Source organism: Leptospira weilii serovar Ranarum str. ICFT (assembly GCF_000332415.1).
Taxonomy (GTDB): domain Bacteria; phylum Spirochaetota; class Leptospiria; order Leptospirales; family Leptospiraceae; genus Leptospira; species Leptospira weilii_A.
The window spans coordinates 32,661-58,406 of sequence record NZ_AOHC02000014.1 but is presented as its reverse complement, the minus strand read 5'-3'; the positions used below and the strand labels follow the sequence as shown (position 1 = coordinate 58,406).

General features: G+C 43.3%; 24 protein-coding genes. 12 read left to right on the top strand and 12 right to left on the bottom strand.

Going from position 1 to position 25,746, the window contains the following annotated elements; translation table 11 throughout:
- The first annotated feature begins 47 nt into the window (after positions 1 to 47).
- From LEP1GSC060_RS03355 to LEP1GSC060_RS03345, 3 genes are all read left to right on the top strand, one after another.
- Positions 48 to 545, top strand: coding sequence for a TlpA disulfide reductase family protein (locus LEP1GSC060_RS03355; protein ID WP_036095300.1), 498 nt, complete (start codon positions 48 to 50; stop codon positions 543 to 545).
- A 165-nt stretch (positions 546 to 710) separates the two neighbouring features.
- The gene (locus tag LEP1GSC060_RS03350; RefSeq protein WP_036095271.1) at positions 711 to 2,756 is read left to right on the top strand and encodes an AMP-dependent synthetase/ligase; all 2,046 of its coding nucleotides are present in this window, start codon (positions 711 to 713) and stop codon (positions 2,754 to 2,756) included.
- A gap of 91 nt (positions 2,757 to 2,847) precedes the next feature.
- Positions 2,848 to 3,528, top strand: a complete 681-nt coding sequence (locus tag LEP1GSC060_RS03345) for an LIC11631 family protein (protein ID WP_002996034.1) — start codon at positions 2,848 to 2,850, stop codon at positions 3,526 to 3,528.
- Here LEP1GSC060_RS03345 and ptsP read toward each other — a convergent pair.
- The 3 genes from ptsP to LEP1GSC060_RS03330 form a co-directional block, all read right to left on the bottom strand.
- A complete protein-coding gene (gene ptsP / locus LEP1GSC060_RS03340) occupies positions 3,525 to 5,267 on the bottom strand; it encodes a phosphoenolpyruvate--protein phosphotransferase (RefSeq protein WP_002996265.1) in 1,743 nt (580 codons plus the stop codon). The genes LEP1GSC060_RS03345 and ptsP overlap by 4 nt on opposite strands.
- A 127-nt stretch (positions 5,268 to 5,394) precedes the next feature.
- Complete coding sequence (gene lpxC / locus LEP1GSC060_RS03335; RefSeq protein WP_002995908.1) at positions 5,395 to 6,300, bottom strand: UDP-3-O-acyl-N-acetylglucosamine deacetylase; 906 nt, start codon at positions 6,298 to 6,300, stop codon at positions 5,395 to 5,397.
- A gap of 296 nt (positions 6,301 to 6,596) precedes the next feature.
- Positions 6,597 to 7,265, bottom strand: a complete 669-nt coding sequence (locus LEP1GSC060_RS03330; RefSeq protein ID WP_002996191.1) for an SDR family oxidoreductase — start codon at positions 7,263 to 7,265, stop codon at positions 6,597 to 6,599.
- An 86-nt stretch (positions 7,266 to 7,351) separates the two neighbouring features.
- On the opposite strand from LEP1GSC060_RS03330, the gene LEP1GSC060_RS03325 reads away from it, so the two are divergent.
- Genes LEP1GSC060_RS03325 through LEP1GSC060_RS03315 form a run of 3 tightly spaced genes read left to right on the top strand, consistent with a single transcriptional unit; the run spans position 7,352 to position 9,404 of the window.
- Positions 7,352 to 8,017, top strand: coding sequence for a TIGR00266 family protein (locus LEP1GSC060_RS03325; RefSeq protein ID WP_002996293.1), 666 nt, complete (start codon positions 7,352 to 7,354; stop codon positions 8,015 to 8,017).
- A gap of 15 nt (positions 8,018 to 8,032) precedes the next feature.
- The gene (locus LEP1GSC060_RS03320) at positions 8,033 to 8,707 is read left to right on the top strand and encodes a TIGR00266 family protein (RefSeq protein WP_002996227.1); all 675 of its coding nucleotides are present in this window, start codon (positions 8,033 to 8,035) and stop codon (positions 8,705 to 8,707) included.
- Between the two features lie 13 nt (positions 8,708 to 8,720).
- Complete coding sequence (locus LEP1GSC060_RS03315; protein WP_002996002.1) at positions 8,721 to 9,404, top strand: TIGR00266 family protein; 684 nt, start codon at positions 8,721 to 8,723, stop codon at positions 9,402 to 9,404.
- A gap of 379 nt (positions 9,405 to 9,783) precedes the next feature.
- On the opposite strand, the gene LEP1GSC060_RS03310 is transcribed toward LEP1GSC060_RS03315, so the two are convergent.
- On the bottom strand, positions 9,784 to 10,890 hold the full coding sequence (locus LEP1GSC060_RS03310) for a DNA alkylation repair protein (protein WP_002996288.1): 1,107 nt from the start codon (positions 10,888 to 10,890) through the stop codon (positions 9,784 to 9,786).
- Positions 10,891 to 11,215: 325 nt separating this feature from the next.
- The gene (locus LEP1GSC060_RS03305; protein WP_002996082.1) at positions 11,216 to 12,535 is read right to left on the bottom strand and encodes a radical SAM protein; all 1,320 of its coding nucleotides are present in this window, start codon (positions 12,533 to 12,535) and stop codon (positions 11,216 to 11,218) included.
- A 32-nt stretch (positions 12,536 to 12,567) separates the two neighbouring features.
- Between LEP1GSC060_RS03305 and LEP1GSC060_RS03300 the strand changes: the two genes are divergently transcribed.
- Positions 12,568 to 13,824: a PQQ-dependent sugar dehydrogenase gene (locus tag LEP1GSC060_RS03300; RefSeq protein ID WP_002995918.1), complete on the top strand. Its 1,257-nt coding sequence runs from the start codon at positions 12,568 to 12,570 to the stop codon at positions 13,822 to 13,824.
- A gap of 98 nt (positions 13,825 to 13,922) precedes the next feature.
- Entirely contained in the window at positions 13,923 to 15,092 is a 1,170-nt protein-coding gene (locus LEP1GSC060_RS03295; protein WP_002996207.1) for a lipoprotein LipL45, read from the top strand.
- A 278-nt stretch (positions 15,093 to 15,370) separates the two neighbouring features.
- Here the strand turns inward: LEP1GSC060_RS03295 and LEP1GSC060_RS03290 are convergent, their stop codons facing one another.
- Positions 15,371 to 15,670, bottom strand: coding sequence for a hypothetical protein (locus LEP1GSC060_RS03290; RefSeq protein ID WP_002996349.1), 300 nt, complete (start codon positions 15,668 to 15,670; stop codon positions 15,371 to 15,373).
- Positions 15,658 to 16,563, bottom strand: a complete 906-nt coding sequence (gene lipA, locus LEP1GSC060_RS03285; RefSeq protein ID WP_002996057.1) for a lipoyl synthase — start codon at positions 16,561 to 16,563, stop codon at positions 15,658 to 15,660. Before lipA ends, LEP1GSC060_RS03290 begins: the two co-directional genes overlap by 13 nt.
- Before the next feature lie 83 nt (positions 16,564 to 16,646).
- Here lipA and LEP1GSC060_RS03280 point away from each other — a divergent pair, with 83 nt between their 5' ends.
- The 3 genes from LEP1GSC060_RS03280 to LEP1GSC060_RS03270 are packed head-to-tail and all read left to right on the top strand — an operon-like array spanning position 16,647 to position 19,875.
- The gene (locus LEP1GSC060_RS03280; protein ID WP_002996046.1) at positions 16,647 to 17,408 is read left to right on the top strand and encodes a pseudouridine synthase; all 762 of its coding nucleotides are present in this window, start codon (positions 16,647 to 16,649) and stop codon (positions 17,406 to 17,408) included.
- Positions 17,405 to 18,823: an MBOAT family O-acyltransferase gene (locus tag LEP1GSC060_RS03275; protein WP_002996373.1), complete on the top strand. Its 1,419-nt coding sequence runs from the start codon at positions 17,405 to 17,407 to the stop codon at positions 18,821 to 18,823. The genes LEP1GSC060_RS03280 and LEP1GSC060_RS03275 overlap by 4 nt, the downstream gene beginning before the upstream one ends.
- 14 nt (positions 18,824 to 18,837) lie before the next feature.
- A complete protein-coding gene (locus LEP1GSC060_RS03270; protein ID WP_002996106.1) occupies positions 18,838 to 19,875 on the top strand; it encodes a DUF1574 domain-containing protein in 1,038 nt (345 codons plus the stop codon).
- Positions 19,876 to 20,694: 819 nt separating this feature from the next.
- On the opposite strand, the gene fsa is transcribed toward LEP1GSC060_RS03270, so the two are convergent.
- The 5 genes from fsa to purN form a co-directional block, all read right to left on the bottom strand.
- Entirely contained in the window at positions 20,695 to 21,339 is a 645-nt protein-coding gene (fsa, locus tag LEP1GSC060_RS03265; protein ID WP_002996177.1) for a fructose-6-phosphate aldolase, read from the bottom strand.
- Positions 21,340 to 21,459: 120 nt separating this feature from the next.
- Positions 21,460 to 22,179, bottom strand: coding sequence for a hypothetical protein (locus LEP1GSC060_RS03260; RefSeq protein ID WP_002996243.1), 720 nt, complete (start codon positions 22,177 to 22,179; stop codon positions 21,460 to 21,462).
- 30 nt (positions 22,180 to 22,209) lie between these two features.
- Positions 22,210 to 22,836, bottom strand: coding sequence for a hypothetical protein (locus LEP1GSC060_RS03255; RefSeq protein ID WP_002996142.1), 627 nt, complete (start codon positions 22,834 to 22,836; stop codon positions 22,210 to 22,212).
- A gap of 2 nt (positions 22,837 to 22,838) precedes the next feature.
- Positions 22,839 to 24,374 carry a bifunctional phosphoribosylaminoimidazolecarboxamide formyltransferase/IMP cyclohydrolase gene (gene purH, locus LEP1GSC060_RS03250; protein ID WP_002995981.1) on the bottom strand — a complete coding sequence of 512 codons (1,536 nt, stop codon included), beginning with the start codon at positions 24,372 to 24,374 and terminating at the stop codon, positions 22,839 to 22,841.
- A gap of 3 nt (positions 24,375 to 24,377) precedes the next feature.
- Positions 24,378 to 25,004 carry a phosphoribosylglycinamide formyltransferase gene (gene purN / locus LEP1GSC060_RS03245; protein WP_002995923.1) on the bottom strand — a complete coding sequence of 209 codons (627 nt, stop codon included), beginning with the start codon at positions 25,002 to 25,004 and terminating at the stop codon, positions 24,378 to 24,380.
- A gap of 295 nt (positions 25,005 to 25,299) precedes the next feature.
- On the opposite strand from purN, the gene fliS reads away from it, so the two are divergent.
- Complete coding sequence (gene fliS / locus LEP1GSC060_RS03240) at positions 25,300 to 25,746, top strand: flagellar export chaperone FliS (protein ID WP_002996302.1); 447 nt, start codon at positions 25,300 to 25,302, stop codon at positions 25,744 to 25,746.

Here is a 25,746-nt window from a genome sequence, read left to right as displayed (position 1 = left end):
GATTTTTTCCTTTTACTTTCCTACCGTTTCTTTTACTAGGATGGGTTATGTGGAATTTTTGTCCGATTTTAACGTTAGTTGTTTTTTTGGTAGTCTCTTGTAATTTTTCCAAGGAAGAATCGATTCTCTATAAACTTTCCTTATACGACTTGGACGAACGTCCCGTTTCTCTCAAGGAATATAAGGGAAGGGTTTTGCTTTTGGATGTTTGGGCTTCTTGGTGCGAGCCCTGTAAGGATGCGGTTCCGGTTTTGGAAAAACTTTCTAAAGATTTGCAAGGGAAGAATGGCGTTCTTTTAGGAATCAATACCGAACCGGAACTTTCCAAAGAGGAACACTTAAAAGCCGCACACGAATTCGGGATAACCTATCCGTTTTTTGTGGATCGAAATTTTACGTTTATCAATCAGTACAAGGTGGAAGGGCAACCGGCTTTGATCGTTTTTAGCCAGTCCGGAGCTCTATTGAAAATTCAGTACGGCATTCAAGAAAAAGATTATCCGAAACTGAGGGCGAGTTTTTCGAATTGGTTGGATGCGCCCTAAATATTGTATAACAAAGCAAATAAAATAGAACCTCCCTAAAACCATTTCTAAAAAAAGGGTTTATTTCTTAGGTTCCCTATTTACTTTTGAATCCTTGCCGACAGTTTCTTTGTCGGAATCCCCAAGTTGTGATAACGAAAGATACCAGGAGTTAAATGAAGTTTGATGGCGGAAAACCTAGCGCAGCTATTTCGCGAATCTGCGGAAAAATATCGGGACCTACCGGCTTTCTTTTCCAAGGATTCTAAAAAGAATTATTACCCTACGACTTACGGTCAATTGTATGAGCAAGGAATTCAACTTGCCGAAGCTCTAATTGAATTAGGCGTTCAACAGAAACAAAGAGTAGGTTTGTTCGCTGACAATCGGATCGAATGGATCATTGCGGATTACGGCGTGATTCTTACTGGTGCGGCTGACGTTCCCCGTGGAACGGATGTTACGGATTCGGAAATCGTTTATATTCTCAATCACTCCGAAGTGGAAGTGGTTTTTATTGAAAACGATAAGATGCTCGAGAAATTCAATAAAAACAAGTCACAGCTCACTAACGTGAAAACCTTAATTATGATGGACCCGACGAGCAATGCTCCCGGGGTGTTGAAGATGCAGGATCTGATCGAAAAAGGAAAAAAACTTCGGGCGGACGGATCCAAAAAAACGGAAGAAAGAGTCGCGGCAATCAATTCAGAGGATCTTTTCACATTGATTTATACGTCCGGAACGACCGGACTTCCGAAAGGTGTTATGTTGAAACATTCCAACATGATGCACCAGGTAAACTATGTAAGTCCGATGTTGGACATCAAATCGGATGCTCGCCTTCTTTCCATTCTTCCGATTTGGCACGTTTTTGAAAGAGTTGTAGAATACGTTTGTCTCGGAATCGGCGCGGCTACGTATTACACGAACGTAAGAGATCTTCGTCAGGATTTGGCTACCGTAAAACCTACGTTTATGGGTTCCGCTCCCAGACTTTGGGAAAACATTTATAACGGAATTTATACTAGAATCAACGATCCCGCTCAAACTCCCGCGTTTCGCCGAGGTCTTTTTAAACTCGCGTATTTCTTTTCCAGAAAGAAAAATCAAGCGCTCCGTTTTTTGAAAGGAATCGAGGTGGATTATACGGGAAGAAATCCGATCGGATCCTTCTTTTACGGAATTCTAATGTTCATCCAGCTTTTGTTAACAGGACCTTTCACTTTGACCTTTCTCGCAGGCGCGTTAGGCGCTTATTTCGCGGGAACCGAGTTGTATTTTCTAACTTCTCCGCTTTATACGGTTGCGGGTTTGGCGCTTATTTTGAACAGCTTTACGTTGGACAAAATCGTTTTGGCTAAGATCAGAGCGGCTACGGGCGGTCAACTGAAAGCGTCTATTTCCGGAGGGGGAGCGCTGCCAAGGCACGTAGACGAATTTTTCGGTAATATCGGAATCAACGTTTTGGAAGGTTATGGTATGACCGAAACTTCTCCGGTAATTTCCGTAAGAACTTTTGAAAAACTCATCATAGGTTCCGTGGGTGTGGTCGTTCCCAAAACGAAACTTCAGATCCGTAACGATAACAACGCAGTGTTAACCGAAATCGACGAAAACGGAAACATCACCCAAGGAAAACTCGGATTAAAAGGGGTTGTCTTCGTCAAAGGTCTTCAAGTGATGAAAGGTTACTTCAAAAATGAAGAAGCTACTTCCAAGGCGATCGTGGACGGTTGGATGAATACCGGAGATATGGGAATGATCAATTTCAAGAAAACCCTGACTCTTACCGGTCGTGCAAAGGATACGGTGGTTCTTCTCGGAGGGGAAAACGTAGAGCCGGTTCCGATCGAAAACAAACTTCAGGAGTCCGCTTACATCAGCCAGTGTATGGTGATCGGACAGGATCAAAAGAATTTAGGCGCGATCGTAGTTCCGGATTTCGAAAAACTCCAGGAATGGGCGCAAGAAAACGGGATCAACGAATCAAACAACGAAAAATTGATCGAAAATCCGAAGGTTTACGACCTTTACAGAAAGGAAATCAAGGCCTTGAACAATACCAAAAACGGATTCAAGTCCTTTGAACAGGTGACTCCTTTTATCCTGATTTCAAAGCCGTTCGAAGTCGGCGAGGAACTCAACAATATGATGAAGATGAAACGTCACGTAATTACGGAAAAATACAGCGACAAGATCAGGAAAATCTATTCTACAAATCAAGATTAGGATTTTCTAATTTTTAATTCGAAAGCCGGCCTTTCAGGTCGGCTTTTTTATTTCTTCGGAGAATCTCCCATCCTACCGATAGAATTTCTATATGACCGGCGCACAGCAAACCCAAAAATCCTCCGTATTTTCACCTTCGGGACACGGAGATCTATACGCCCTCGACAATCTTTTTCTTTCTCCTCTCAGGGAAAACGAGGTTTGGGACTTTTCCAAGGTAACCGAATTTTCTTTATTCAATTTGGGTTTTCTTTGTATGAGGGCCATCCTCGCCGATCGTTGTGAAAGTAAGATGATCGTACAAGGGATGACTTCCGGATTTGTTAGAGGTCTTTCCAAAATCAACGGATTTGAAAACTGGAATCTATTTCAGACAAAAGGATTCATCCCGAAAGTAATCGGAAAAGAACTCCCAATGAGAATGCATTCGGCAATCCACGAAATTTTGAACCCCGCTCTTGCGACGTATGAAAAAGCCTTGTTTGCAGAATGGAACCCGAAAGCGATTACCATCGAAGGACGTTTTGAAAATCGGGAAATCCTGATCGCCGGAGTCGCTCTTCCGGAAGATGAAAAAAATCTGCCAGAACTTCTAAAAAATCTGATCCAAAGTATTTCGGGAACCTGCGGAAAATTTTACTTAAGAACGAACAAACATTCTTATCTTTGTCTGAAAAAAGACAAGGAAAGTATAGGGCCTGTTTTCTTTCAGGATAAGGAAAACGTTTGGGACTCTTTCGTATTTTTAATTTTGGAAATTGAAGGATCTTAACTTAGATGTTTGCTAAAGAGGAAGGCTTCTATACTTTCGTAGTTTTCTTCTTCAGAAAGTTCTAATATCTTTTTCACCAGAGTTCCCGCCTGATGTAGGGAAATAGATCGGATAATTTTTCGGATCGGATTTAAGAACGGAATCGAAACCGAAAGTTCCCGGATTCCGATTCCGATTAAGAAAATCGTAAAGTCCGTATCGGACGCGAGTTCTCCGCAAAGGCTGAGAGGTTTGTCGTAATCTCTAGATACTTCCACGATTCGGATCAAGGCTCTCAAAAAAGCGATATGATACGGATTGTACAAAGACGAAACGTGAATGTTGTTTCGATCCACGGCCATGATGTATTGAAGCAGATCGTTCGTCCCCACGGAAAAAAAGTCCGCCTCTCTCGCGATTAGATCCAAAGCCGCGACCGCTGCGGGAGTTTCAATCATCGTACCGATCTTGATCTTCTTATTGTATTTTTCTTTTTTAGCGCTTAGTTTGCGTTTGCATTCTTCCAAGATTACACGGGTCCGAATGATTTCCGCGGGTCCCGTAATCATCGGAAGTAAAATGCTCACGTTTCCGAAAGCGGAGGCTCGCAAAATCGCCGTTAGTTGTTCGGAAAACCATTCGGGATTGGAAAGAGAGTATCGTATACCTCGGTTTCCTAAAAACGGATTTTCTTCGAGTTCACCGGTTGAAAACTTATCGGCCCCGATATCGAATGTGCGGATGATTACGGGTTTGTCCAACATTCCTTCCGCGATCGCTTTGTAAGCAAGAAACTGTTCTTCACCGGAAACGTTACTGTCTTGGTATTTTAAAAACAAAGATTCGCTTCTAAAAAGCCCCACACCTTCCGCTCCGAATTTGATCGCCTGTTCGCAGTCCAATTCGGTTTCAAGATTGCATTTGATCCTGACCCGGATTCCATCCTTACTTACGGCCCTTATCTTTTTGGTTTCGTTTTCTTCCACGGGATAAGAAGAAGAGAATCCGTAATACTTCACTTCTTCCAGAGTCGGAAAACGGACCGCGTTTCCGGACTCGGCGTCTAAAAAGATGAATTCGTTGTCTTTGACGTGTGTGGAAAAATCTTTCAGTCCTACGATTGTGGGAATCCCGTAGTTTCTCGCTAGAATCGCCATATGTCCGGTTTTTCCGCCAAGGTCGGTCGCGATTCCTCGAATTCGGGTTTTATCCATCAGGATCATCTGTGAAGGAGTGAGTTCCCTCGCGACTAAGATCAAATCCTCCTTCAAACCGGAAAGAAAGGAGTCTTCTTCTTTTTTGCCGGCGAGGAATTCGATCAATCGATTGGAGACGTCTTGGAAATGATCCACTCTTTCCCGGAAGAATTCATTCTCCATGGCTTTGAATTTTTCGGAGATTTCATGAGTGACGTTTTGTACGGCAAGAATCGCATTCTCTCCGAATTCCAAGATTCTTTTTCGAACCGAGGTTGCAAGGCTTGGGTCGGAGCAAATCATCGCCTGCGTTTCTAAAATTTCCTGAACTTCTTTTTGATCCGGTCCGGACGTTTCGAGGGATGTAATCAAGATCCGTAAACTGTGGAGACTTTCTTCCAAAGCAACGTGAAACTTTTCCACTTCTTCTTCCTTTTCGGATTCGTGGACGTAGATTCCTGTGAGAATGGTATTTCGTTTTTTTCCGGTTTTTAAGACCTTACCGTATAGTTTTCCCGGAAAGGCCGTAATTCCTGAAAAAACTATACGCTTGGAGGGGATCATTCTAGAACGAAGTTTAAACTCGACTACAGAATTCCCCAAAAGAAGAATCTGACAATTCTTTTCCGGGTTCGAAGCGGAACGTATAAAATTCCGGTCTTATACGACCGGAATCACAAAGTCGAGAAGTTTAGACGACTGCCACTTTTCTTTTGAACAGAGGAATTCTACGGCTTTTGTATTTGCTGATTTCATCCCCAGTTACATTACTCATCACGAGTTTAGCCATGGAAATATCCAGGGCATGCCCCGCTTTGGACGCGAGATAATGCCCGATGATCGGACGACCCGCGATGGAAATGTCTCCAAAAAGGTCCAAGATCTTATGACGAACGCATTCGTTTTCAAAACGGAGTTGTTGGTTCAAATACCCGTCCTGGGTCAAAACGATCGCGTTGTCCAGGGAACCGCCCATTGCAAGACCTCTCGCTTGGAGCGCTTCCACGTCTTTGAGAAATCCGAATGTTCTGGCTGGGAGAATTTCCTGTTTAATCTTTTCCCTATCCAGGGAGATGGTAATGTTTTGCCCTTTGAGTAGAGGGTGATTGAAGTCAATCGTGTAGGTTACCTTGAGTTCGTTGCTCGGGAGTAAAACCAGGTATTTATCTCCGTCCACGACCCAAAGAGGACTTTGAACGTAAATCGGTTCCACGATTTCGGGGTATTCTACGATTCCCGCCGATTCAAGCGCTTGTAAGAAGGGAAGCGAGGAACCGTCCATGATCGGAACTTCCACCGCGTCGATTTCTAAAATCAGATCCGTCAAACCGATCGCATAAACCGCGGCCAAAAGATGTTCCACAGTTTGGATCCTATGGAGCCCGTCTCCTAATGTGGTTGCGTTACTCGTATCGACCACATTGCTGAGTTCGGCGGAGATCGAGGCTTTTTCCAAACCTTTTCGGTATTCGAAAACGATTCCCGTGCCGGACGGTGCCGGATGGGCGATTAGGTTCACTTCCTTTCCGGAATGAAGCCCGATTCCTTTGATTCTAACTGTATCCTGTATGGATTTTCTATATAGAGTTTCTTTCATAGTTTTGAATTTTCGATTTTCCGAAAGACCCTCTATCAAAAGACGGTCTGTAAGGATTCGAAGTTCGCTTTTGAGTTTGTTCAGAGAAAAAATCGGAATTCTTTTTCAAATTCGAGATTTTGTCTCACCGTCTATTAAGCAAACTCTATGCCAAATGATCTATTAAAATCGATTTTTTTAGGCTTTCCAACCCGGCTTTCGGGCTTAATCCGACATAATTTGAAATTAACTCCCCTTTTCCTGTCTCTTTTTTACAACTGTGTATCCCGAGGGCCACGGTTATGGTCGCATTATTTTTACCAGGGGAGTTCCTCACCGTTCTGATGAAAAAACTTTCCGGAGTTGCTTAAATTCAAGGATTCGATCCGTTCTATAAGACCTTGTGCGCTTTCGGTTGTAGAAATTCCTTGGCCTCCGGTCATCTGAGTCGCCACCATTCCAGGATGAAAGATCCCTACGGAGATTCCTTTCGGACTTAAATCCCGCGCCAAACTTACTGCGATCGCGTTCAACGCAGCCTTGGACGCTCTATAGCCATAATAAGAACCGGAAGCATTGTCGGCGATCGAACCCATTTTACTCGTTAGGAAAACGAGTTTTGCATTTGAATTCAAAGAGGAAAGCAAAGCTTTCACCATTTTGAGAGGACCTAAGGCGTTCACTAAGAATTGTGTGTAAACGTTTTCCTCATCCAAACTTTGCAGGTTATCGGAAATCAAAATCCCAGCGTTGTTGATGAGAATATCGATCTTTGTGTCGAGCAGTTTGGCCGATAGATCCCGGATCGAGTTCGAATTCAAAACGTCCACACCTTCCAAGATGCGAGTCGGTTTTAAACGAATCAAATCAACAGAAGGTTTTCTACATACCGCGAAAACATGATCTCCTCGAGAGAGAAATTGTTTGGTAAGTTCCAAGCCGATTCCCCGATTGGAGCCGGTAATCAAAATGTTTTTTTGAGTCATTCTTCTTCCAAACTAAGGATGAAGAGCGGTTCTGAAAGCACTTTTCCGATTGACGTCTAAGTCAATTTATTTACATTGCACCATCTATGAATTACGAGATCATTCACAAACCTTCGTATTCTTTTCTGAAAGTAAAACTTTCTCCGGGCCAAACGATCAAAGCCGAATCGGGCGCAATGGTTTATATGACCCCGGGTGTCATTGTGGAAACGAAAATGGGGAGCGGATTTCTTTCCGCAATCTCCAGACGATTTTTCGGAGGAGAATCTTTTTTCTTCAATATCTTCAAAGCTCCCGTCGCGGGAGCGGAGATCGGACTTGCTCCCGAACTTCCGGGCGACGTAGTAGGACTCGATCTTACAGATACGGGACTGATCGTGGAAGCGGGGGCTTACCTTGCATCCGATGAAACGATCACAATGAAACCTAAGTTCGGGGGACTGCGTTCCTTTTTCGGAGGAGAAGGGGTTTTTCTTTTGGAAATAATCGGGAAAGGGAAGTTGTTTCTAAACGCGTACGGCGGAATCCTTCCGATCGACGTTCAAGGATCGTATACGATTGATACGGGACACGTCGTTGCCTTCGACAAAAGTCTTCAGTATAAAATCGCAAAGGCCGGAGGAAGTTGGAAGTCCACTTTTTTCGGAGGGGAAGGTTTGGTGATGGAATTTACGGGGCACGGAAAGGTTTTGATCCAAACGAGAGTTCCTTCCGGATTTTTGTCCTGGTTGACGGGCCTTCTTCCTAGTTAATAAAAAGGGAATATTATGAATATTGAAATTCTTAGCAAACCATCCTACAGTTTTGCGAAGGTTCTTCTGAACGGAGGAGAATCGATCAAAGCGGAATCCGGCTCCATGATGTCCATGAGTTCCGGAATTACGATCCAAACTCACAAAGCGCAACAAGGCGGATTTTTAAAAAGTTTAAAAGCGGCGTTCCTCGGAGGAGAATCTTTCTGGATGAACACGTTCACCGCTTCTTCCGGAAACGGAGAGGTTCTACTGGCGCCGACTCTTCCCGGAGACGTGGAAAGAATCGAATTGTCCGGAACGGTGTACGTTCAATCCAGTTCCTTTCTCGCTTCTTCGCCGAATATAGAAATGGACACAAAGTTTCAAGGACTCAAAGGATTTATCAGCGGAGAATCCTTATTCTTTCTCAAACTTTCCGGAAACGGTCCTCTTTTGATTTCGAGTTACGGTGGAATCGACGTGTTGAACGTGGACGGAGAAATGATTGTGGACACGGGGCATATCGTCGCATTCGACGAGGGGTTGAATTACGAGATGACTAAGTTCGGAGGTTGGAAATCTTTTTTCCTCGGCGGGGAAGGACTTGTGGCTCGTTTTAAAGGGAAAGGGCGCGTTTGGATTCAATCCAGAAACGTTCCTTCTTTGGGAAGTTGGTTTAGAAACCAACTGCCTCCGATCAAAAGATAAGGGATAATGAATCATGAAACACGAAATATTATTAAAACCTGATTTTCCAATCGTTCAGGTTCAATTAGAAAACGGGGAATCCATCCGAGCGGAATCCGGTGCGATGGTGGCGATGAGTCCCGCCGTAAAGATGGCGACTAAGGCCGAAGGCGGGATCTGGGCTTCCGCCAAACGCGCGTTATTGAGCGGTGAATCCTTTTTCCAAAATACGTTCAAAGCCGAAGGTGATAAGGGAACGCTTTTTTTGACGAGCGCCACTCAGGGTGATATCGAATATCGTAAGATGAACGGAGAAGATCTCATTCTCAGCCGGGGAGCGTATGTCGCGGGTTCCGAATCTCTCGCGATCGATAGCAAATGGGGAGGATTCAAAGGTTTTTTTTCAGGAGAAGGTTTGTTTTTTTTGAAAGTAAGCGGGATTGGAGATCTTTTCTTTTCGAGCTTTGGAGCGATTCATACGATCGACGTTAGCGGAGAGTATGTCGTGGATACGGGTCATATCGTAGGTTTTGAAGGAACTTTGAATTATACGATTCAAAAAGTCGGGGGACTCAAATCCCTTTTCTTAAGCGGTGAAGGTTTAGTGGCCGTGTTTTCCGGAACCGGAAAGTTATACATCCAATCCAGAAACCAAAACTCGTTTGCCGCTTGGGCCAACCAGTGGAGAAGGGTGGAAAAATCCTCGTCCTCAAATTGAGTTCGTTTTAGACGTTACTGGACAAGTTTCCGGATTCGGATTTCAGTGGGATAGAAATCGGAAACGAACGGATGGAACTTTAACGTGATAAGGGTTTCCTTTTGCTAAGATTCATAAGAAGTTCGTTATATTCGTGTTTTCTAAAATAGAATTGGTGTACGGTATGGTCTTTCCGATAAAAGGAAAACTTTTACAATTGCCGACCATTAGGCTCTTAGGAAACTCAGTATTTCTCTCTAAGGGTCGAAATACAGTGGTCGATAAATTTCAAACTTGCCGGTTTCAAAAAAAACCGAATCACAAATTTATTGACTCCGTCGAACGCACATAGAAGTGATACGCTTTAGTTGTCCTATCCACCGACATCCTGACTCTAAAATCAAGGAACGACTTGGAAATCGATCTTCGATTTCAAAATTCCGTTGATATGGATTTCCAACGTATGTTTTCCGGGAACGTGGACCCGGGTCGTCATCTGTTGAAACGATTGTTTCTTTTCGTAACGGACCGATTCTTTCGGAAGGAAAAGTTTTTCCGCAACCTGAAAGACTTTTCTGGAGGTTTTTCCGGAAACTTTCGCATATTGAATCTTGTATTCGATTCTGAGAAGGGTTTGTCGCAATTCCTCGGATTGTACCGTAAAGTCGAAAGATAAGTTTTCGCCGATTTTGACAATCTTAGATTTCAATTTTAAATTTAGGATCTTTGCGTTTACTTCGGAACCAAAGCCGAAAATTTTAAGGGCTCTTTGATTCCCCGCTTTTAAAAGACCGCGTAACGCGTGTTTTAAAAGTAAATCCCTTTCTTTTGAGAACCCGGCCCATTTTTCCGCGATCTCTAAAATTAAATCCGGATGGTCTTTGGAAATATCGTTTAGATGATTGGCGACGCTTCTGCGCACGACTTCATCCTCGTCGTCTTTCAGGTTCTCCAGAATCGGAAGTGTTTTCCTAGGATCTTGTTTTAAACCCGGAATTCCCATTCCCCAAGGAAGCCTGGGCCTACTTCCTTCGGAGGATAATCTACGAACGCCCGGATCCTCGTGTAAAGACCATTCCAACATTTGTTTCCAGACGAGTTCCGGATGTCGGATTAAAAAAGGTCGAATCGAAAATTCACAAGAAATCAATTTGGTAATTCTTTCGATCGCTCGCATGGATTCTTTCGGGTGATCCATTCCCAGAATTTCCACGACGTCGCCCAAAAAGATCGTAAGAAAAACTTCCTTTCCTTCAAAAGATCGTTCGAACGAATCCGTAATCTTAAGCAAGGGTTCCATAGTTTTTGGAAACGGTTTCGGCAAGGTTTCGGCCAAAATTTCTCCGATTCTGCGAATCCTTTGTTTCAGTTCGAGTCGTTTCCAGTCTTTTTGTTTGAATTTGCGAATCCATTCGTCCTGAGAAACCGAGGGAAGTTCCTTCGAGAAGGAAGCCGCAATTTTTTCTAATACATTTTTTGAATATAGATCTTTGAGTAATTCGGCCATATAATTGGAGTCCGTGGGAGTCGGAGATTCTATTTTTACACGTTAGACTATCATGACCGGTTTCCGACATAAAAACGCGGGCATCGCCCTGTTCAAAACCCGAAAACTAAAAAGTAAACTTTCATTCCATTTCAAAAATCTTAATAAGAACTCGTCCCAAAACCTACGAAAATTGCGGAAATGAATGCGATGCCGAAAAAACTCGAGACGTTTTGGGACAACTCTAAGGTTTTAAAAAATTCCAACGGCTCGTATTTAACACTCCGTGAGTATTTAACAAAAGCGTAAAATAAACGCAGGGTGATAAACGAAAATAGGAATCGTTTTAATTCCTTCCCGGGTAACCGATCACGTCCATAAACGCGGAAACCGAAAACACGGCTTTGCCCGGACCCGGTTCTCCATAACCGGGAGGAACCGGTAAATTATACTTTTCGAATGTAGTTTTCCAAACGGTCAAAAGTTCGCAAAAATATTCCAGAGGCGGACCGGCCTGTGTTCCGAGAGTCGTATAAGGTTCCGGACACCAAGCCGTAAATCTAGGCATGATTCCCTTAGACATAAAGAAATCTAAACCTTCTCCCGTAGAGGCGATCGCTTCGGCAACGGTTGCAAACCCATAAGGTTGGGAAAGTTCGACTCCTCCAACAAAATTCGGAATCACATAAGAAGGTCCGAACACTTCCGCAGAATCCACGACTCTTCGAATCCAATGGTCTCTTCCGATATAGGCTTCCTTACCGGGACAAATTTTTTGAAATAAATTTTTATCCCAGACTTCGTAGTTCGGATGATAAACTTGAATTCCCGCATCCTTAAATTTCCTACAGTCCTCGATTTCCCAAGCCTGAGAAACGATCTTGCCCATCCATCTTCCCGGAAATTTGGATTCGATAGCCTGCGCGTAATCCAGATAGAAATCGATTTCATTCTTTTTCTTTAAGGAAGTAATCACACTTCCGCCGGTAATCGTATAAACCTTTGCGATCTTATCTTCCGCGTCGATCCAGGATAAAACCTCCAAGATGTCTTCGATGTCTTTTACGCCGGTGTAGGGACGTCCCGCATTTTTCTGTTGACGATAATTATGATTGATATCGCAATACGCGCATTCTTCTTCCTTCCCGAAGTATTGGCAGTTTCTAAAAACCGTAAGATAGATCAAATAACCCCATTCGATGACGGGTGCGATTTCTCCCGGAATTTTTCCGTTTTTCGTTTTGTGACGGTACCAAGCGGGAAGAGGCGGGAACTCGACGTTTCCTAAAAAGGTTTCCCCGAGGTAAAGAGACGGTTTTCCATCCGAAGACTTTTTCACTTTATAGGGAGAATTGGGATTGTTCCGAGTTGAGATAATGGTCGGAAGCAGACCAAAATGTCCCCCGGAAACTTTGATTTCTTCCGGAGCTTTTAGATCGGCGCCTTCTCCCAATTCGGAAAGTGGAATATGATCGAAGGAGAATATAAAGTAATCTTTCGTTTTGTATTCGCCCGTTACGTCAAAGGCTTCTTTAAGAAAGTGGATTCCTTGTCTTAAGATGTCTTGTTTGACGATGGCTTCCATCGGAATCGATTTATATTTCTTTTCCATTTCTTCCAGAAGTGGAATGGTGGAACTTTGGCGGATTGAATCTGTGGCTTCCATCTTGATTAGACAATGTCCCCAAAGGAACGGAAATGACACGCAGTTTTTTAGGTTTTCAAAATCATCCGATTGGTTTTATCCAATCGATTCGGTTCGGGTTTTCAGTTTGGATTGTCTTATTATTTGGATTCGTTTCTATCTCTTCGTTTCATTCTCCGTTGATTGCTAAAACGAAAAATTTTCCGCCTAAAAAGAATCGGACGAAGAAGGAAATCGACGCGGTTCCAGGATATGTTCGGGTCGCGGAAGGATTTCAAGAGCCGACGGACATTCAATTTTTTCCGGGGAATTCAAAAAGGATGATCGTTCTGGAAAAACGAGGAAAACTCGTGGAAGTGGATCTGACCACGGGAATCAAAACTCTCAAAGCGGATTTTACGGGCCAAGTGGAAACACGTTCCGAAGAAGGACTTTTGGGTCTTGCGTTTTCTCCCGAATTTTCAACGGATTCTAAATTTTTCGTGAACGTCATTGTAAAAGAAGGAGGCAAAGACTATTCTAAGATTTTAGAATTTGAATGGAAGAATAACGCAGTTCAAAAGATCGAACACGCAAAAAAAATTCTTCTGAGGTTGGAACAACCTTACTCCAATCATAACGGAGGTCAGCTTGCGTTCGGTCCCGATCGAAAACTCTACATCGGTTTCGGAGACGGAGGAGGAGCAAACGATCCCTACAAAAACGGACAGAATCCCGGAACTTTCTTAGGAAAACTTTTGAGAATTTCTCCCAACCCTCAGCCCACAGGCGCTCCTTACAAAGTTCCCGACGATAATCCATTTCTGGGTCGCCCCGGTTTTTTACCGGAGATTTGGAGTTATGGTCTTCGAAATCCCTGGAGATTTTCCTTTGATACCGTTACCGGCGAACTCTACTTAGCCGACGTAGGACAAAATGAATTCGAAGAGATCGATCTGATTCAAAAGGGACGCAACTACGGTTGGAATATTAAGGAAGGATTTCATTGTTTTAAAAAGAATCCCGTGTGTGAAGAAGCGATGCTCACCGATCCGATTCATGAATATTCCAGAGACGAGGGACAGTCTATTACTGGAGGATATGTGTATAGAGGAAAAGATCTGCCTAAATTGGTGGGTTCGTATGTGTATGGAGATTTTGTAACCGGTAAAATCTGGGCTTTACGACAAAAAGACGGTAAAAAGATCTCCAATGAGCTCCTCATGCGAGTTCCGTTTCAAATCAGCACTTTTGGCCGAGATCCGCATGGAGAAATTTATTTTGCCGATTTTGGTTCGGGAAATATCTTTCATTTAGTAAAAAAAAATTGAAAGATTTGGCAAAAGCGATTCTATTGTTTGTTGAGAAACATAGATAGAGGCTGCCACCACCGCAGTTCTGTTATCAATCCAATCTTAAGGAAAATGGTATGAAGAAGCTCTTAATCGTTTCCTCAATCGTATTGACCGCCGGGGTTCTGGTGTTCAACGCTTGTAAGAAACCTACCGAAAGTTCCAAGGCAGCCGCTACCGGTAAAGAAAACAGCCCTTCGGCTGTTGTTGTGTTCAGTGTAGGAGAAGCTAAAATTCTTCACGCGGATTTAACCGAAGAAAAAGCCACGTTAGGCGCCAGTTTAAAAACTGGAGACAAAGTCACAACGAAAGAAAAATCCAAAGTTGATATCCAATTTGCAGACGGATCCGCGATTCGCATGTCGGAAAATTCGGTAATCGACTTTGACGGTCTTTCCATCAATTCCAAAGGGAACTCCGATACAAGACTGGCGCTTGTTTCCGGAAAAGTTTTTGCGAAAGTCAACAAGGCTTCTAAAGAGGATCAGTTTTCCGTGGTCACTCCGACCGCAATCGCCGGTGTGCGTGGAACTTCCTTTATCGTAGACAGATCTAAATCCGACAAAGCGGTCGTAAAAGTTTTAGAAGGTTCCGTTGCAGTGGCTCCTCGTGTTACCGTTCTTGAAGGTTTAAGCGACGAGGAAATTTCTAAGGACGAAGAACTGAAAAAGATTCAACAGAGTGTTGCATCTTCGGAGATCGTTCTTGAAAAGAATCAAGCTTCCGTAATGAAGGCGGACGATAAGTCTCTGGAAGGAAAAGATTCTTCTAAGATCAGTGAAAAGAATATCGCGAACGTCGTTAAGAAACTGGACAATTCCGGAATTTCTAAAAAGGATGAAGAGGAAATTAGAACGATCGTAACCGTAGACAAAGAAACTACGGATAAGATGGTTCGTATCAACGAAGAGTCTTCCGGAAAAGTCGATGAGCAAAAAGCTGCGTCTCTTGAAACCGAGAGAAAAAAACTGGAAAGTGAAGTAGCGGTTCGTCAAGAAGAAGAATCTAAGAAATTCAAACAAATTCTGATCTCCGCTCCGAAAGAGTTGAAGTCCGGTAAGGATATCGTAAACTACTACGAAAGAATCGAAAAAATCATCATGACGGACGGATCTTCTATGATTGGTGCAATCGTAGATCAACAAGGATCGACGATGATCGTTCATACCGAAAAAGGAATTAAGAAGATCAACCAGGCCGATGTTCAAGAAGTGATTTACGACTTCCAAACAAAAGCTAAATTCTGATAACAGAGACTGAGTCTGAAATCAGGTGGAAAGAACCCGGGTTTTAAACCCCGGGTTTTTCTTTGTACCGTCTTTCCTCTGATCCCAGAAATCATCGACTACTAAGTCCGCCTATGACTCGCCTTGATTGAGCATAATTCCGTTTTTAGGCGAAGAATTCCGAACACATTCATATTACGTGGGTTCGGTAAAACTGGACAAATTGGAGACACCACATCGTCGGAAAACACAGTGGACTTCGTGTCATTTCTGTTGGTCTGAAATGACGACCTTGTTTTTCAAAAATCGAATCTTTGATTCCAGAGCATATGAATCGATTCCAAAATTTCTTCCATGTCGATGAGCATAATCCGTCCCTGCCATTGAAGAATCATCTTATTCTTACCGAATCGATTGATTTCCGCCCAGCGCGCTTGTAAACCCGGGATCAGATTGATCGTTTTTTCCAAAAGGTCCTTTACTTCGGATCTACTGACCGACCCTTCCTTATGGGAAAGAAATTGAATTATGGAATGATAGATAAGTTTCTTAATCTCTTCGGGAGGGGGACCGAGATCGGATTCGTCTACGAATTCCATGAGACTTGCTCGTCTGCGTGATAGGAACTTCTTACCAAGGGTCCGGAAAAAACTCCCTGAAATCCGACGGACTTTCCGTATATCTTTAACTCTTTAAAAACTTCGGGGAGAACGTATTCTTTAACGGGAAGATGTGTCGGAGTGGGTTGTAGATATTGTCCGAGTGTCAAAAAAGAAACGCCAACACTTGCAAGATCTTGCATACATTCTTTTACTTCTCCCACGGTTTCGCCCATTCCCAAAATCAAACCGCTTTTGGTCAAAAATCCTCTTTCGGAAGCGATTCTCAAAACGTCCAAAGAACGTTGGTATTTTTTTTGCGGAGCCACTTCGGGAAAAAGTCTTTTAACGGTTTCAACGTTGTGATTGAATACGTCCGGTTTACATTTGAAAATGATTTCCAAGGATTCTTGTTTTACCTTGAGATCCGGAATCAAAAGTTCTATCTTACAATCCGGAAGTCCTTTACGAATCGCTTTCACGGTTTCCGCGAAATGAGCGGCGCCACCGTCTTCCAAATCGTCTCGATTGACCGCGGTGATCACGACGTGTTTTAAGCCCAATGAAATCGCCGATTCCGCAACACGTTTCGGTTCTTCACGATCCAGAGGAAAAGGTTTTCCCGAAGCAACGTCGCAATAAGAGCAGCGTCTCGTACAAATATCTCCGCCTAACATATAGGTTGCGGTTTTTCTGGACCAACAGTGATTCAGATTGGGACAGGAAGCGCTTTCACAAACCGTGTTGAGTTTTTTTTCCTCTAAAGAATTCCGGATCGCTGCAACGGAATTATTTTTCGGATCGGGAAAGGTAAGTTTTACTTTGAGCCAATCCGGTTTTTCAGGGGCTTCCTGGAGAGATTGAGTGCGAGGTTTTTTTTTGAGAGGATTCATACGATTGCAGATCCGACTTGCAACAAGCTCTATCCTCGAATTTTAGGAAGTGCGGTCAACGAAAGTTTTAGGTAGAAGATTTTTTGAATCTTTCTGAAATGGAAGAATCCATGCAATCGAAGGATGATCTAAACGTTCCGGATGAGATTCGGCTGAATCGATTTCTTTCAGACTGCGGTTTAGGTTCGAGAAGAAAAACGGAAGAACTAATCCTAAAGGGCCAAATTACGATTAACGGCAAAAGAGTGGATGCGCTGGCAACCAAGGTCAAACCGGGGACGGACGTGGTTGCCTATTTGGGAAAAGTCGTAAACCCGATAGAAGAACCTAAAAAAATTCTGATCTTAAATAAACCGGCGGGATATCTCTGTTCTCACGGGGATCGTTTTCACGAAAAGACAATCTTTTCACTCCTTCCTCCCGCTTATCAAAACTACAAAATCGCAGGTCGCCTCGATCTTGATTCGAGAGGGCTTGTGCTTTTGACAAATGACGGAGAATTGGCACAGAGGATTTCGCATCCTTCCCACGGTTCCGAAAAGGAATATCTCGTGACCTTAAAATATGATCCGGGAGAAAAGGGGATTCAAGCCGCTTTTCAGAAAGGGATTTTGGATGCAGGGGAAATTCTGCGTGCAAAGATGGTTAAACTCGTTCCCGGGAAAAATTGCGTGTATCGTGTTATTCTCGCGGAAGGAAAAAAAAGACAGATCCGAAGGATGTTTCACTCATCCGGAGCGAGTGTGGTTGATCTACAAAGAATTCGAGTCGGTTCGATACAATTAGAAAGGCTCAACTTGGAAGAAGGCGGATATCTTCCGGCTGAGACGGGAATTTGGAAATGAATTTTATCAGTATTGAGTTTCTTTTATTTTTTTTGACCGTATATCTGATCTACTGGAACGTTCCGGAAAAGAGCAGAAAATATCTTTTGATCGTAGGATCCGCTTTTTTTTATTCCGCATTCAGTTTTAATTTTTTATTCCATCTCATCCTGGTCGTTTTCGCCAATTGGCTGTTATATCGATATTGGAACGAAAAATCCTGGTACGTAAAGTCGGCCGTCGTTTTTAACCTTCTCAATTTGGGTCTATTCAAATATTTTTATTTACTTATGGAGTTTATCGGTTTCGTATTTTCGATTTCCGTTCTCCGGGAAAAAACGGCGATCGACGCAAAATTTTCCGTCTTGTTCGGTTTAACGGGATTTGAAGTCGTTCTTCCTGCCGCGATCAGTTATTATACGTTTCAATTTATTTCATTTGCGGTGGATTCGAAACGAGAAGGTCATAATGGGAAGGTCGGTCTTACGGGATTTTTTTCTTTTATCTTTTTCTTTCCGGTGATGATTGCGGGTCCGATTCTACGATTCGATCAGGTTCGAGATCAATTTGAAGCCCCTACGATGACACCGGCCAAGTTGATCGACGGTCTCTGGCTTTTTCTCCGAGGTCTCGTCAAAAAAGGATTATTATCCGCGGCTATTCTACCTCTGATCGCACCCGTGTTTTTATCTCCGAAAGATTACTCGGGGATCGCGCTACTTTTGACCTGTTTTCTTTTTGCGGCCAATCTTTACTTCGACTTTTCGGGACTTACCGATATGGCCAGAGGAATCGGAAAGTTGTTGGGATTCGATCTGCCGGAAAATTTCAAAGCTCCGTTTTTTTTCCAAAACTTCGGGGATCTCTGGCGACGGTGGCACTTAACGTTTTCCTATTGGATTCGGGACTATATCTACATTCCGTTAGGCGGGTCTAGAAAAGGGGAACTCAGAACCGCGATCAATTTGATCGTAACTTTTATGTTAGGCGGACTTTGGCACGGGGCCAGTTTGAATTTTCTCATTTGGGGTTTACTCACGGGGATTTATCTGGCCTTGGAGAGATTGTTCGAAGTGCGGAACTGGAGGATCCTTCCTGAAATTCCTTATGTAAAAGCCGTTTTACGTTATCTATTCGTTCTGCTTGTATATTCGATTTCCTGGACTTTCTTTTTTACGCCGAACTTTAATTCGGCGATTTCTTCCATCGCAAGAATTTTGACGTTCCAAAGCGGACAATCTTTGACGGGACTTGAAACCGGAGTTTATATGTTGATTTTCGTATTCTTGTTCCACGTTGGCGAGGAATGGCCCGAAAAATATTCGGTTCCCCAAAAGTGGAGAGCCGGACTTTTGCCGATCTTAGGACTTGTAATCCTTTTTATCATGGTCGGAATGAACGCGGGTAACGCGGACTTTTTCTACTCGCGGTTTTAACGGGGATTTCATCTATGAAAAAAATATATATCTATTATCCGATTTTATTTCTAGTATTCGTATTTTGTTTGGATAAGATATTCACCCTCGAATATTTTCAAAAGAATTTCATTCAAGCCGGAAACACCGTCTATTACACGCAAAGGAAATCCCTCTTTGAAAAACTGATTCACGATCAGAGTTTAAAGGAACGTTCTTTGGCGCTCGCTTTCGGAGATTCCAGAGCTTATCCTTATTCCGCGATGGGAATCGACAAAAAATTACAAAAGGATTGGATATTGTATAATTTTTCCGGTCCTCAGGCGGTGCCGGCCTACGGTTTATATTGGTTTGAAAAAATCATCAAACAAGATCTAAAACCTAAATTAGTATTTTATGTTGTAAGTCCGGAAGGTTTCGACGATACCAAGGGAGTTTTTTACGATCCGTTTTTAAAATACGGTGCGGACGACGAATTTCTACTAAAATATATGGATCAAATTTCATTTGAAGATCGTAAAAAACTGTTTTTAGATCGTCTGTTTGCGGTTAGACGAATCAATCCGGATTTAAAATTATTCTCCAAAAGACTTCAGGAAAAAAAATTAGACGAATACAACCCGGCGTTAAACACCGATTATATGGTCCTCAATTTGAATCACGGGGAACAATTCGCTTACACTACTTTCATAAACGATCCGGATCGATTGGAGAAGGATTCGGCTCGAATTCGAAATCTGTATCTTTCCACGTTCAACCTCGGATCGACTCAGTTCTTTTTTGTGGAACGGTTTTTGAAGTTGGCAAAAGAGAACGACGTAAAGGTTTATCTCATTTGGCCGAAGGTTTACGAAACGTATCGGAAACGTTATTATGAATTGGAAATGGAAAAAACATGGTGGCCTAGGGTTCAAGACTTAGCGAAAAAATACTCCGCGGTTCCGGTGGACTTAAACACTCAGACTTCTTGTAGTTTGTTTTACGACGCATCTCATCAATCGATCATGTGTTTTTTAGAATCCATGAAACTGATGATCGACGACTATTACGGAATGAAAAAAATTCAGGATTGAATTTGAAATAAGATTCGAATCCGTTTTGTTTTGCGAACTTGTAATTTTCGTTCTTTCTACAACCGAAATTTTTTACAAAACTTCTTGATGAAGACTTAGTGTTTGTCCGCCAACCGTCCGATTTTATCGGAATGGCCGCGAATCTCTGCGATTGTTTTGAGATTTGGGACGGGTTCTTAGTGCTCTATTGAAATACAATCTTTATATTTCAAAATAGAAAAATCGATTTTGAGATTTTTATCTTAATGTGAGTTCGGTATAACAAATGCGAAAGCGATTATATATTTCGACCCATAGGGAGAAATATTGAGTTTAATTCCGAAGGAATTGGAACATTATGTTGCGACCGCAGGAGCAACACTTTAGTTCAAACGAACAACTCAGCGTCTCGCTTCTACGGTCGCTCGGGAAACTCATCAAAACGTTGCTGCCTGCTGTCGCAACGTTAGGTCGCGCGCCCATTTTAGCTATGAAATTCGCGAGCTGCGGAGCGACCCAGGAAACTCAGTGAACGCCTTCCTATGGGTCGGCGTTCAGGGAGCGAACGCACTCGAGTTTCTTATTCGCCCAAGATTTCAACCGTCGAACTCACGTTATCTTAGAATCCTCGAAAGAAAAAAGATTGTATTTCTTCAAAAAACACAATGAATCCCTTCTTTTGCAAGAATGGAAACGATCCGGTTACGTAATTTTTCGCGATCGTTTTTATCCGAAATTCGAAAAAAAACGATCAAATAGAACTGCAGGTGAAATAAAAAAGCCCTCTTGCAAAGAGGGCTTTTTGTTCCAAACGGTCGATTTGAATTCGGTTTTAGAAAATCACCACTTTAACTTTTTTGAATCTTCCAAAAACTTTTCCAAGCCGATGTCGGTTAACGGATGTTTGAAAAGTTGCAGAAACGCGGAGTGAGGCATGGTCGCGCAGTCCGCACCTCTCAGCGCTGATTCTTTTAAGTGCATCGGTCCGCGGATGGAGGCGGCGAGAATTCTCGTATCATAACCGTAGTTGTCGTAGATCTCTCTGATTTCGGTAATCAGTTCCATTCCGTCCCAACTCGTATCATCCACTCTACCGATAAAAGGCGAAATAAAAGTTGCACCTGCCTTAGCGGCAAGAAGAGCCTGAGGCGCCGAAAAACAAAGAGTTACGTTCGTGGGAATATTTCTTTTCGTAAGTTCCACCACGGTTTTGAGTCCTTCCGGAATCAAAGGAACCTTGACGACTACGTTCTCAGCGATCTCTACGAGTTCGAGGGCCTCTTTCAACATTCCGTCGAACTGAGTCGAAAGAACCTCTGCGCTGACGGGGCCCGGAACGATGGAACAGATTTCTTTGATGACTTCTTTAAAACTTCTTCCGGACTTGGCGATGATGGAAGGATTTGTTGTCACTCCGTCCACAAGTCCGTAGGATGCGATTTCTTTAATTTCGTCTACGTTTGCAGTGTCCAGGTATAATTCCATTGATTAGGCTCCATAAAATAGAATACTTAGAGCATCGTTGAAAGGCTAAGGTCGGGTCAATAGAATTTTATTTAATGGGTCGTATTGCAGCCGAAAGAATTTTAGAAGAATTCTTTTCTTTTATGGAATCAAATCTCGAAGAGTTTTGATTTCTTCCGCGCTGAAAAATTCTTTGTATTCTTTTCCGATCTGAAATTGAATCGAGGAACTGAAGTAGTCCACCCGTCTTGTGAAAGGCATCTTTTTATAAGCCTCTTTCCACTGAACCACATAACCGCCTTTGGGAGGAGATTGTTTTTCATCCGTTTTTTCCCAAAGCACCGCGCCGCCGATTTTGTTTTCCGCCAAAGCTTCTTTTTTAGGTTTTCCGTATTTCTGTTCCAACTTTTGTTGCACTTCTTTTCCCGGAAGATATCGGAATAAAACTCCGACGGAAAATAAAACTCCCGGCGCCGAATGATTTTCTTCTTCCGTCTCCGATTTATTTTCGACAGTCGCCGTTTGATTTTTAGGTCTGGACTCGGTTACGATTTTCGGGGTGGAATAAAAACGATAGGAATAAAAAATTCCGTTTCTGCGTATGAGAAGGGATTTCTCCTTATCTTCGAAAACGATTTCCACCTTTTCGTCGTTCTGCGGATTGGTGGAAAGAGATAAAAACTTTTCCCGTAGGTTCGCATAACTTTCACCCCAAGAGGATTCCGCGAACCCTTCCAACAAATTGACCGCCTGTTGTGAGGTGTTAGTCGGTTGTCTACGGTCCGGTGATTCGTCCGGGAGTTGGCCGTAAAGCGCGACAGGAATTAGAATCCAAGAAAGAAGAAATGCGGAAATTCTCATATCTTTTCTATCGGCAGTTTTTAGAGAAATTTATTCAGAATCTTCTGCGTCGGAAGGGTTTTTAGAACCCGAAAATTGAATTCCGCCGATCCTTACCTTTCCGTTCCAACGAAGAACGAGCAAAACGGCGATGATGGAAATATTCGGAAAAACGAATAAGAACGGAATCTCGTGGAACCATCCGTATACGGCCAGATTGGATGCGATGACGGAAATCGCCGATCCGCTTAAGATCGCCACTTCCTGTTCGAAAAAACGGACCAGAAAATGATTCGGGCTTGTGGATGGAAGATCCTTGAGGACGAATTCCACAAGAACTCCGTACGTGGTCAAAAGGACGGTCGGCAATAAAAACGAAAGAAAGAAATAATTTCCAAACGAATCCGCGTAATGAGGGGCGCCGATCATTCCTCCTAGAAGAGTCCAAAGATAGGAAACGAATGCGGAAACGAAAAATCCGATCGCTCCGTACTGAAGGCTTCCGTTGGATTCTAAAAGTTTGAGCCATTCATCCGGAAGGATTCGAATCCAATCGATGAGTTCCAATCTTTCGAAAGATTCTCTTCCGGAAAGAAAGAGAAGTTTAAAGTAATAACTCGCCAGAACGAGTACGCCAGAAACGATTCCGAAGAAGATTAGATAGAGTAGAAATTCCATAATTAGTGTCTAAAGTGCCTCATCCCCGTAAAAACCATAATGAGTCCGTGTTCATCCGCAGCCTGAATGACTTCCGGATCTCGAACCGAACCGCCCGGTTGGATGATCGCCTTGGCCCCCGCTTTTGCAAGCGCGTCGATCCCGTCCCGGAAAGGAAAAAATGCGTCGCTCGCAACATAAGAACCTACAACGGAAAGACCGACGTTGAGGGCCTTGTTGGCGCCTAACTGCACCGAGTCGACTCTGGACATTTGTCCGGCGCCGATTCCCAAGGTCGCATTTTCTTCCGTATAAACGATCGCATTGGACTTGATAAAACGAACACAGGACCAAGCAAACATCAAACCACGAATATCATCGGGTGTCGGTTGTTTTTTGGTGACTACTTTTAGATCTTTTTCGGTGATTGTTGTGTAGTCCCTGTCCTGTATGAGCAAACCGTGATGGATCGGTCGGAGGTCCAATTCGTCCAGAGCTTCCTTGAAGTCCTCGATTGCAATCAGGCGAATATTCGGTTTTTTAGAAAAGATGTCCAGGGCTTCCGGTGTGAACTTCTGAGCGATCACACCTTCCACGAAGTTTTCGGTGATCACGGCGGCCAATTCCCCGTTTACGATTCCCTTGATTCCGATCACACCTCCGAACGCGGAAATCGGATCGGTTCTTCTCGCGAGTTGAAACGCCTCCAACGGATCGTCCGCATAAGCGATCCCGCATGGATTGAGATGTTTGATGATACAGACCGTGTTTTCGGGAAGAAGGCTGGAGATATGAAACGCCGCGTCGAAATCCAGCATATTGTTAAACGACAATTCCTTTCCTTGTAAAGGAGCAAAGTCGCTCTTCGCAAAAAGAGGTTCGTAAAAGGCCGCGGCTTGGTGAGGATTTTCCCCGTATCTGAGTTTTTGCTTTTTGATAAAAGAAAGATTGAGAACGTCCGGAAAAACGTCTCCTGTTTGTTTATAGAACCAGGATGAAATCGCGGTATCATACATCGCCGTATGAGAAAACGCTTTTCTCATATAACCCGCCGCTACTTCTTCCGAAACACTTGCGGATGCAATGAGGGTTTGCGCTTCTTTGTAGTCGTTCGGGTCGGTGAGAACGAGAGTATGTTTGTAGTTTTTCGCCGCGCTTCGAATCATGGAAGGTCCGCCGATATCGATATTTTCAATCGCTTCTTCCAATTGAACTCCGGGTTTGGAAACTGTTTTTAAAAACGGATATAAGTTGACGACGACCAAATCTATTTTAGGAATCTTTAATTCTTCCATTTTTTGTTTATGCGCCGGATTGGAAAGTACGCCGAGAAGACCCCCGTGTACTTTAGGATGGAGAGTTTTCACTCTTCCGTCCAAAATTTCCGGAAAACCCGTGTAGTCGTCGATTGCGATCGCGGCGATGCCGTTGTCTTTCAGAAGTTTTAAAGTTCCGCCGGTGGAGATGATCTCAACGCCGTTTTGATTTAAAAATTGTGCGAACTCCACTAAGCCGGATTTATCGCTTACGGATATCAGGGCTCTTTTGATTTGTATCATCGTTTACCCAATGTTTACCTTTCTATTTTGGATCTTAAGCCTATCCTCGCAAAAATATTGGACTGCGAGCGGCAGGATTTTATGTTCCTCTTTGAGAATCTCCAGAGTCAAATCTCTTTCCGACATTCCTTCCTCGATTTTCACCGTTCCTTGAAGAATGATAGGACCCGAGTCCACACCTTCGTCCACAAAATGAGCGGTACAACCCGCGATCTTCACCCCGTATTCGATGGCTTGTCTCTGGGCGTTGAGTCCCGGAAATGCCGGCAAAAGAGAAGGGTGAATGTTGACGATACGATTGGGAAACGCTTGGATCACTTGCGATTTCAGAATTTTCATATAACCCGCAGTGACGATGAGATCGGGTCCGAGTTCTAAGAGAAGGTCCAGAAGTTTTTTATGATATTCTGATTTGTCCGAAAACGAAGAAAAGTTTAAAACGTGGGAGGGAAGTTTAAATTCCAGAGCGACTTCCAAAGCTTTGGCGTCCGGATTGTCAGTGATGAATCCGATTCCGGTTCCTCGGATCTTTCCGGCTTGAATCTTTTGGAGAACCGCTTTGAGATTGGAGCCTCTCCCGGAGGCCAGGAAAACGATCTTTTTTTTAGGTTTTGTAAACAGGCTTGCCAAGAAAATTGAATCCGGGTAGAATCAAAAACCGTCTCGTATTCGGGAGCGGATTTGAATTCAAAAACTTCGGAACTTCAAGCGAAAATCGGCTGAACGTTAGCGCTGAGTTTCTTCTTAAAAGATGAAAATCCGTGCCAGGCTCGTGGAAATATCGGCTTGCAAGCGATTTCTACGATTTTTTTTTCGTTTTCGGGCTCTCGATCCCCACTAAAGTTTTGAGAGAAACCGCAAGAATGTTCAGACCCAGCATTAAGGAGGTACGAGTTTTTGTCGAAGAGTATTTCAGGAGAGATACATGTCACTTGCCAGAAAATCCACAGCGACCGTTGAACAATATAAATCCAACGAAATCTCGACTGTAAGCCAGGGAAAACTCATCGTGATGCTCTATGACGGAGCGATCCGTTTTCTAAATATCGCTCTGGAGAATAATACACCCCGAAAATACGATGTGGTGAATAACCATATCCTCAAAGCCGGGGAGATCGTTACCGAACTCATGCTTGCCCTCAACTTGGAACAAGGCGGGGAAGTGGCGAACAACCTCCTAGGAATTTACGTTTATATTAAAAAACGTCTTCTAGAAGCGAACATGAAGAAGGATTCCGAAATCATCCAAGAGATCGTCAAATATATGGAAGATCTGAAATCGGCGTGGGAAGAAATCGAGAAAAAAGAAAAATCCAACGTAGTTTCGGCGCCGTTTCAAAATCGCGGGAACGGTTTATCCATTCAGGGGTAA